Here is a 9,641-nt window from a genome sequence, read left to right as displayed (position 1 = left end):
CCTTGATGGTCCTGCGTTGACAATCTGGCCTTGCTTCCCCTGGCAGAGCTGCATTTTCAAATGGTTGGGGTCCACCTGGCCCACGTCGGACCTGAAGGCGCCGACCTACAAAAGACGCACCGCAAGCCTTCAGCTGAAAATTTAAATGGGCCCAATCAATTAGAGCTTTTTGACCAGCACCTGGCTCTTGCGGTCCCAGTTGTATTTGCGCTTGCGGGCTTCGGGCAGCCAGTCGGGGTCGACCTGCACAAAGCCGCGTTTGATGAACCAATGCATGGTGCGCGTGGTCAGCACAAAGATGCTTTTGATGCCCATGGCGCGGGCGCGTTGCTCGATGCGTTTGAGTACCTTTTCGCCATCGCCCTGACCTTGTGACTGGGGTGACACGGTGAGTGCTGCCATTTCGGCCGTTTTGGCTTCGGGGTATGGGTAGAGCGCCGCACAGGCAAAGATCACGCCGTCGTGGTCGATGATGGTGTAGTGGTCCACATCGCGTTCGATTTCGGTGCGGTCGCGCTTGACCAAGGTGCCGTCTTTTTCAAAGGGCTCGATCAGCTGCAAAATGCCGCCCACGTCGTCGGCGGTGGCTTCGCGCAGCTCTTCGAGCTTTTCGTCGACCACCATGGTGCCGATGCCGTCGTGCACATACACCTCTAGCAGCAAAGAGCCATCAACTGCAAAGGGCAGGATGTGAGAGCGCTCCACGCCTTCTTCGCAAGCTTTCACGCAGTGCTGCAAATAAAAGCCAATGTCGGTGGGCATGGTGGGCCGGGGCAGCGAAGCGAGCAACTGCTTGGCCGCTGCCAGCGGCAGTTCGGTGTCAATCGGGTTGTCGTCGCTGGCGGGATCGCCTGGCTGCATGCGAATGCCCGGAATTTCGGTCAAAAAGATCAGCTTGTCGGCCTGCAGCTCTGCGGCCACGCTGGTGGCCACTTCTTCCATGGTCAGGTTGAAAGCCTCACCCGTGGGCGAGAAGCCAAAGGGCGAGAGCAGCACCATCGCACCCATGTCCAAGGTGCGCATGATGCCGTCCACATCGACTTTGCGCACCAAGCCCGAGTGGATGAAATCCACCCCATCAACAATGCCGACCGGCCGCGCCGTGATGAAGTTGCCCGAAATCACCCGCACGGTGGAACCCGCCATGGGCGTGTTGGGCAAGCCCTGACTGAAAGCCGCTTCGATCTCGTAGCGCAGCTGGCCCGCTGCCTCTTGGGCGCAGTCGAGCGCTACGCTGTCGGTGATGCGGATGCCGTGGGAATACTTGGGCGTGTGACCCTTGGCGGCCAGTTGCTCATTCACTTGGGGCCGAAAACCATGTACCAGCACGATCTTCACACCCATGCTCTGGATCAGCGCCAGGTCTTGCGCCAGGTTTTGCAGCTTGCCCGCTGCGATCGCCTCGCCCGCGATGCCCACCACAAAGGTTTTGCCCCGGTGCATGTGAATGTAAGGCGCCACCGACCGGAACCAGGGCACGAAGGTGAAATTGAAAACTGTGGACATGGGCAATGAGGCGGTTTAGGCGGTAATGGCTGGGGGCTGGGATAATCCCGAGCTGTTCTTGCATTGATTTTCACAGAAGTTTTAGCCTTGTCCGACACCCCCCTCCAAATCGACTTCCCCGAAGGCCTGCCGGTCTCGGCCCGCCGTGAAGAAATCATGGCCGCCATGGACCAGCACCAGGTCATCATCGTGTGCGGTGAAACCGGCTCGGGCAAGACCACGCAGCTGCCCAAAATTGCGCTGATGCTGGGGCGCGGCAAGCTCAACGCCAAGCCGGGCGAGCGGGCGCGGATGATCGGCCACACCCAGCCCCGGCGTATTGCGGCCAGCTCGGTGGCCAAGCGGATTGCCGAAGAACTCAAGACCCCACTGGGCGAAGTGGTCGGCTTCAAGGTGCGTTTTCAGGACCGTTTGAGCAAAAACGCGTCCGTCAAGCTGATGACCGACGGCATCTTGTTGGCCGAAACCCAGACCGATCCGCTGCTGCAGGCCTACGACACCATCATCATCGACGAGGCGCACGAACGCAGCCTGAACATTGACTTTTTGCTCGGTTACCTGCGCCAGATCTTGCCGCGCCGCCCCGACCTGAAAATCGTCGTCACCTCGGCCACCATCGATGCCGACCGCTTTGCCAAGCACTTTGCGTCGCGCAACGGCCCAGCGCCAGTCATCATGGTCTCGGGCCGCACCTTTCCCGTGGAGCAGCGCTACCGCCCGTTTGAAGAATCCCGCGACTATGGCCTGAATGACGCAATCGCCGACGGCGTGGACGAACTGTGGCAGGGCGGGGCAGGGGGCGACATCCTGATCTTTTTGCCGGGCGAGCGCGAAATCCGCGAAGCCGCCGACCACCTGCGCAAGCACCTGGCGCACCAGCCGCTGACGCGCAACGCCGAAGTGCTGCCGCTGTTTGCCCGCCTGTCGCAGGCCGAGCAAGACCAAATTTTTGAAGCATCGAACGGCCGCCGTATCGTGCTGGCCACCAACGTGGCCGAAACGTCTTTGACGGTGCCTGGCATCCGTTATGTCATCGACGCGGGCATGGCGCGGGTCAAGCGCTACAGCCTGCGCAGCAAGGTCGAGCAGCTGATGGTCGAGCCGATCAGCCAAGCTGCGGCCAACCAGCGCGCAGGCCGCTGCGGCCGCGTGGCCAACGGCATTTGTATTCGCCTTTACGACGACAAAGACTTTGCGGGCCGCCCGCGTTTTACCGACCCGGAAATCTTGCGTTCGTCCTTGGCGGGCGTGATCTTGCGCATGAAGAGCCTGCACCTCGGCGTGGTGGAAGACTTCCCGTTCATCGAAGCGCCATCCAAACGGGCCATCACCGACGGCTACCAATTGCTGGCCGAGCTGGGCGCAGTCGACGACGACAACGAGCTGACGCCCATTGGCCAAGAGCTGGCCCGCCTGCCGCTGGATCCCCGCGTGGGCCGCATGATTTTGGAAGCCCGTGGCCGCGAGGCGCTGGACGAAGTGCTGGTGATCGCCAGCGCTATGAGCGTGCAAGACGTGCGCGACCGCCCCATGGACGCGCAAGCCCAGGCCGACCAACAACACGCCAAGTTCGACGACGACAAAAGCGAGTACACCGGTTACCTGAAGCTCTGGAAATGGATTCACGACGCGAGGGGCGGCCCCACCAAAACAATCGGAACAATCGGGGTCAGATCCCAATTAAATTCCTCAGGCCAGCCGGGCCAAAATAATCGCGATCTGACCCCAATAAAAGGAAGGCCTGCGCAAGAAGCGCCGCAGCACAAGCTGAGCAACCGCCAATACGAACAACTGCTGCGCCAGAATTTCATCAACATCCGGCGCGTGCGCGAGTGGCGCGACACACACACCCAGCTGCTCACGGTGGTGGCTGAGCACAAGTGGCGCATCAACACGCAGCCTGCGAGCTACGAGCAATTACACCTGTCTATGCTGGCAGGCCTGCTGGGCAACGTGGGCTACAAGCTCGAAGACGATGAAGCCTATCTTGGCGCACGCGGCATCAAGTTCCACAAGCATCCCGGCGCGCACCTGAGCAAAAAGCCGGGCCGCTGGATCGTGGTGGCCGAGCTGGTGGAAACTACGCGCCTGTTTGGCCGGGGCATCGCGGCCATCGAGCCACAATGGCTGGAGCAAGTCGGCGCGCACCTGCTGCGCAAACAAGTACTCGACCCGCATTGGGAAAAGAAATCCGCCGAAGTGGTGGCGCTGGAGCGGGCAACGCTCTATGGCTTGGTGGTCTACAGCGGCCGCCGCACGCCCTACAGTCGGGTGGACCTGCAAGGCGCACGCGAGATCTTTATCCGCGAAGCGCTGGTGGGTGACCAGTGGGAGACCAAGCTGCCTTTCCTGGCCGCCAACCACAAGATGATCGCCAAGGTTGAAGAGCTGGAACACAAGTCGCGCCGCCAAGACGTGCTGGTGGATGACGAGCTGATCTACGCTTTTTATGACCAGCAGCTGCCTGCCGACGTGTGCAGCGGTCGCCTGCTGGAGAATTGGTACCGCGCCGAGAGCACCAAGCAGCCGCGATTGTTGATGCTGAGCCGCGAAGAGCTGATGCGCCACGAAGCCGCAGGCATCACCACGCAGGCCTTCCCCAAACACATCCGCTTGGGCGGCACCGACTGCCAGGCCACTTATCTGCACGAACCGGGCGACGCCCGCGACGGCGTGACTGTCACGGTGCCTTTGTTTGCGCTCAACCAGGTGAGCGAAGACCGCTGCGAATGGTTGGTACCCGGTCTGCTCAAAGACAAGATTCAGGCCTTGCTCAAAAGCCTGCCGCAGCGCCCGCGCAGCCGCTTTGTGCCGCTGCCCGAATCGGCCACGCGCTTGGCCGCCGAGCTGTCGGTGTCCGAGCTTTTTGGCAGCGGGTCTCTCACCGACGTGCTGCTCAAAAAAGCCCGCGACGAAACCAGCCTTGACATCAAGCGCACCGACTTCAAACACGAGATGCTCAGCCCGCACCTGTTCATGAACCTGCTGGTGGTGGACGAACACGGCCGCCAGCTGGGCATGGGCCGCAACCTAGGCGCGCTCAAAGGCGAGCTGGGTGCCAAAGCGCGGGGTGCGTTCCAGGCGCTGGCGCAGCTGAAAGTGGCTGCAGCGCCAGCGGCTGCCCCGGCGGTCAGCGCAGGCCAGGCCGCGTCCAACGCGCCGCCTGGCGCACAAGGCACCAGCCGCCGCCACGCCGCCCCGGCCAAAGCCGCTGCCGCACCCAAGCCCCTGGCCCCCCAGCGCTACACCACCTGGACCTTTGGCGAACTCCCCGAGCTGATGGAGATCAGCAAAGGCGGCCAGACCCTGATTGGCTTCCCCGCGCTGGTGGACATGCAAGACGCCGTGACCATCGAGGTGTTTGACGAGCCCGATGTGGCCGCCAGCAAAAACCGCGCGGGCCTGCGCCGCCTGTTTGCGCTGCAAATCAAAGACGCGCTCAAGTACCTTGAGAAAAACATCCCCGACCTGCAAAAAATGGCCGTGGCCTACATGCCGCTGGGCACCGCCGACGAGCTGAAAGCCCAGATCATCGACGTGGCGCTGGACCGGGCCTTCTTGCTCGACCCGCTGCCCAACGATGAAATCACCTTCAAGCGCCGCATCGAAGAAGGCCGGGGCCGCCTGACCCTGATTGCCAACGAAGTGGCGCGGCTTGCGGGCACCATCTTGCTGGAGTTTGGCGCAGCCACCCGCAAGATCAAGGACACCAAAAACGCCCCTGACGCGACCGCAGACTGCACAGCGCAACTGCAACGCCTGATGCCCAAAAACTTCATGGCCGCCACCCCGTGGCCGCAGCTGCAGCATTACGCCCGCTACCTCAAGGCCATCACCCAGCGCTTGGACAAATACCGCGCAGACCCCGCCCGCGACGCCCAGCGCTTGACCGAGCTGAAACCGCAAGAACAACGCTACTGGCGTCTGGTGGCCGAACGCAAAGGCGCCCAAGACGCCCGCATGCTGGAGTTCCGCTGGTTACTGGAAGAGTTGCGCGTGAGCTTCTTCGCACAAGAGTTGCGCACCCCGCAGCCGGTCAGCATTAAGCGGCTGGATAAGGCTTGGGGGCAGTTGAACCATTGAGGGGTTTTGTGGGTGTATGACACTCAACCGATGCCACGCATGGTCAAAAACAGGACAATCCAGAAGCACTTGTGTCGCGCGCTGTAACTTTCCGGCTTGCCGCACGAATGCAATCATGAAGCCCAGTGTTTCATCAACCAACCAGGTCACTCCCATGAAACGACGCAACATGTTCAAAATCTTCTCAGCTTGGCTGGCCAGCGCCACGCTGCCCTTGAGCGCGGTGGCGGCCGCTTTCCCGCTGAAGAAAACCAAAGCCGAGTGGCGCAAGTGGGTCTCGCCGAGTGCGTATGAGGTGCTGTTTGAGCACGGCACCGAGCGCGCGGGCAGCAGCCCGCTCAATGCCGAGAAGCGGCCAGGCACCTTTGTGTGTGTGGCTTGTAATTTGCCCTTGTTCAGCGCGGCCCACAAATACGAGAGCGGCACAGGTTGGCCCAGTTTTTTTCAAGGCTTGCCTAATGCTTTGGGCACCACCACCGATTACAAGCTTATCTACCCGCGCACCGAATACCACTGTTCGCGCTGTGGCGGGCACCACGGCCATGTGTTTAATGACGGCCCCAAGCCCACGGGCAAGCGCTTTTGCAACAACGGTGTGGCCCTAACGTTTGTGCCAGAAGGCCAAACGCTCCCCGCTTTGAGGACATGATCATGAACAGACCCCCTGTTTTGAGGCCCCTGCGTTGGTTGGCCATGGCATGGGCCGTTGGCGCATTTTTGTTGACGGCTTGCACGCCCAGCCAGTCTTCCAGCGCGGGCCAAGCACCCGCTGCCCTGACCACGCCCACCGAGGTGGAAGCTGCACCCGTGGTCAACGGCAAGCCCATGGCTTACGCCTTGTTTGCCGGTGGCTGTTTCTGGTGCATCGAGGCCGACTTTGAAAAACTGGCCGGTGTGGTGGCCGTTGACTCGGGTTACACCGCAGGCAAAACACCCAAGCCCACGTATGCGCAAGTCAGCGCCGGTCACACGGGTCACACCGAGGCGGTGACGGTGCTGTACGACCCAAGCCAAGTGAGTTACACGCAGTTGGTCGACTACTTTTGGCGGCACATCGACCCGACCGTCAAAGACCAGCAATTTTGTGATGTGGGCCCTCAATACCGCAGCGGCATCTATTGGCAAAATGAGGCCGAACGCACCGTCGCCGAGGCCAGCCGTGACGCCCTGATCAGCAGTGGCCGCTTCACCACCATTCACACCGAATTGGCGCCCAGCTCGGCGTTTCATCTGGCCGAGGAGTACCACCAGGATTACTACAAAAAGAACGAACTGCGCTACAACTACTACCGATTGAGTTGTGGGCGGGACGCTCGGGTTAAAAAACTCTGGGGTTGAGGCCCCTGCGCAGGGTCAGTCGCCTTGGCCCTTGGATGACACACACCAGTCGCCCCACCGTGGGCGCATTTTTTTGGAACCACGGCATGGAAATCAAAGTCAACTTTCTCGACAAACTGCGCCTTGAGGCCAAGTTTGACGACTTCACCGTGCTGGCCGATCAGCCTATTCGCTACAAGGGCGATGGCTCTGCACCCGGGCCGTTCGATTATTTTTTGGCCTCGTCGGCTTTGTGTGCGGCGTATTTTGTGAAGCTGTATTGCGAGACGCGCGGCATCTCCACCGAGCACATCCGCCTGTCGCAAAACAACATCGTGGACCCCGAGGACCGCTATTTGCAGACCATCAAGATCCAGGTGGAGTTGCCGGCCGAGATGTCCGACAAAGACCGCCAAGGCATCTTGCGGTCCATCGACCGCTGCACGGTCAAAAAAGCGATCCAAGCGGGCCCCACCTTCATCGTTGAAGCGGTGGACAACCTCGACGCTGACGCACAGGCCTTGCTCACGCTCAACCCCGATGCGCAAGCGCAGACCTTTATTGCTGGCAAGGACTTGCCGCTGGAGCAGACCATCGCCAACATGACGGCGGTCTTGGCCAACTTGGGCATCAAGATCGAGATTGCGTCTTGGCGCAACCTGGTGCCCAATGTGTGGTCGCTGCACATCCGCGACGCGCATTCGCCCATGTGCTTCACCAACGGCAAGGGCTCGACCAAAGAGAGCGCCTTGGCATCAGCCTTGGGCGAATACATCGAGCGCCTGAACAACAACCACTTTTACGCGGGCGTGTTTTTTGGCGAAGACCTCGCGCAAGCCGACTTCGTGCACGACCCCAAAGAGCGCTGGTTCCAGCCGGGCAAGCGCGACGCGCTGCCCAAAGGCTTGTTGGACGCGCACTGCCTGCCCATCTACAACCCCGATGGTGAGCTCAAGGCCTCGCACCTGTTCGATACCAACTCAGGCAACACCGAGCGCGGCATTTGTGCGCTGCCCTATGTGCGCCATTCCGACGGTGAGGTGGTGTACTTCCCGTCCAACTTGGTGGAAAACCTGTTCGTGAGCAACGGCATGAGCGCGGGCAACACGCTGGTCGAAGCGCAGGTGCAGTGCCTGTCTGAAATTTTTGAGCGGGCCGTCAAGCGCGAAATTTTGGAAGGCGAAATGGCCTTGCCTGACGTGCCGCAGGATGTGCTCGCGAAGTACCCCGACATCGTGGCCGGCATCGAGGCTTTGGAAGCGCAGGGTTTTCCGGTCTTGGTCAAAGACGCGTCGCTCGGCGGGGTGTACCCGGTGATGTGCGTGACCCTGATGAACCCGCGCACGGGTGGTGTGTTCGCTTCTTTTGGCGCACACCCCCGCTTGGAGGTGGCGCTGGAGCGCAGCCTGACCGAACTGCTGCAGGGCCGCAGCTTTGAAGGTCTGAACGACCTGCCCGCGCCCACCTTCACCAGCAACGCCGTGACCGAGCCCAACAACTTTGTGGAGCACTTTATTGACTCCAGCGGCATCGTGTCGTGGCGGTTTTTCAGCGCGCAATCGGACCATGAATTTGTGGAGTGGGACTTTGCCGGGGAGGGCGAGGATGCCACCGCCCAAGAGGCCGCTACGCTGTTTGGCATCTTGCAGGCCATGGGCAAAGAAGCTTATGTGGCGGTGCACGACCAACTCGGCGCAACGGCTTGCCGCATCTTGGTGCCGGGCTATTCCGAGGTGTACCCGGTCGACGATCTGATTTGGGACAACACCAACAAAGCGCTCTTGTTCCGCGCCGATGTGCTCAACCTGCACCGCTTGGACGACGAGGCTTTGGAGGCATTGCTCGACCGTTTGGAGAACAACGAGCTTGACGATTACCTCGACATCGCCACCCTGATCGGCATCGAGTTTGACGACAACACGGTTTGGGGCCAGCTGACGGTGATGGAGCTCAAGCTCTTGATTCACCTGGCTTTGCAGCAGCTGGATGAGGCCCAGGAACTGGTGGGCGCCTTCCTGCAATACAACGACAACACGGTGGAGCGCCGCTTGTTTTACCAAGCCTTGAACGTGGTGCTGGAAGTGACGCTGGATGAGGACTTGGCTTTAGAAGACTTTGAGTTCAACTTCAGGCGCATGTTCGGCAACGAGCGGATGGATGCGGCCATTGGCTCGGTGGAGGGCAGCGTGCGCTTTCATGGCCTGACGCCCACCAGCCTAAAGTTGGAAACCTTGGACCGGCACCAGCGCTTGCTCGACAGCTACAAAAAACTGCATGCGGCGCGTGCGGCCGCGAAGCAGGCCTGAGGCGCTGGCCTCTTGGCTTACGCCCTGCGCGCGGGCGATGCCCAGGGATTGCGTGGGCTTGTTGCAGCAGCCCAGCATCCCGTCCCACTCGATGTCTTGCACCGCAAGGCTTGACGGACACAACTGCTGCACCATGGCCGCATTTCAGCGGGTTGTCGCTGATGCGCTCAAAAGTGGCGGTAAAGGCTTGTGTCCGTTGGGCGGATGGGCTCACTTGCCAAACAACTGCAGCACATGCTGCCACATGCGCAGCATGAAGCCAGCGCGTTCCACCTCGGCTTGGGCCACCAGTGGGGCTTCGCCCACGGGTTTGCCGTTCGATGTGGCCACGACTTTGCCGATCACAGCGCCTTTGGCCACGGGGGCTTGCAAGTCGGTATTGAGCGTGACCGTGGTTTGCACTTGCTGGCCACGGGGCAGGGTCAATAG

General features: G+C 61.0%; 5 protein-coding genes and 1 pseudogene. 4 read left to right on the top strand and 2 right to left on the bottom strand.

Features of this window, described 5'->3' with window-relative positions; all coding sequences use genetic code 11:
* Nucleotides 1-159: 159 nt before the first annotated feature.
* Entirely contained in the window at nucleotides 160-1,506 is a 1,347-nt protein-coding gene (argA, locus tag Q0341_RS08810) for an amino-acid N-acetyltransferase (RefSeq protein WP_299512236.1), read from the bottom strand.
* Nucleotides 1,507-1,593: 87 nt separating this feature from the next.
* On the opposite strand from argA, the gene hrpA reads away from it, so the two are divergent.
* From hrpA to Q0341_RS08790, 4 genes are all read left to right on the top strand, one after another.
* Nucleotides 1,594-5,589, top strand: a complete 3,996-nt coding sequence (hrpA, locus tag Q0341_RS08805; protein ID WP_299512234.1) for an ATP-dependent RNA helicase HrpA — start codon at nucleotides 1,594-1,596, stop codon at nucleotides 5,587-5,589.
* Nucleotides 5,590-5,743: 154 nt separating this feature from the next.
* Nucleotides 5,744-6,238: a peptide-methionine (R)-S-oxide reductase MsrB gene (gene msrB, locus Q0341_RS08800; protein ID WP_299512231.1), complete on the top strand. Its 495-nt coding sequence runs from the start codon at nucleotides 5,744-5,746 to the stop codon at nucleotides 6,236-6,238.
* Between the two features lie 2 nt (nucleotides 6,239-6,240).
* Nucleotides 6,241-6,927 carry a peptide-methionine (S)-S-oxide reductase MsrA gene (msrA, locus tag Q0341_RS08795; protein ID WP_299512229.1) on the top strand — a complete coding sequence of 229 codons (687 nt, stop codon included), beginning with the start codon at nucleotides 6,241-6,243 and terminating at the stop codon, nucleotides 6,925-6,927.
* A gap of 86 nt (nucleotides 6,928-7,013) precedes the next feature.
* Nucleotides 7,014-9,212, top strand: coding sequence for an OsmC domain/YcaO domain-containing protein (locus Q0341_RS08790; protein ID WP_299512239.1), 2,199 nt, complete (start codon nucleotides 7,014-7,016; stop codon nucleotides 9,210-9,212).
* 210 nt (nucleotides 9,213-9,422) lie between these two features.
* Here the strand turns inward: Q0341_RS08790 and Q0341_RS08785 are convergent.
* Nucleotides 9,423-9,641 (bottom strand): annotated as a pseudogene (locus Q0341_RS08785) (serine-type D-Ala-D-Ala carboxypeptidase); the annotation flags it as partial.

The organism is uncultured Limnohabitans sp. (assembly GCF_937889215.1).
Classification (GTDB): Bacteria; Pseudomonadota; Gammaproteobacteria; order Burkholderiales; family Burkholderiaceae_C; genus Limnohabitans_A.
Note: the sequence above shows the minus strand (reverse complement) of the source record. Positions and strands in the feature narration are given on the sequence as shown.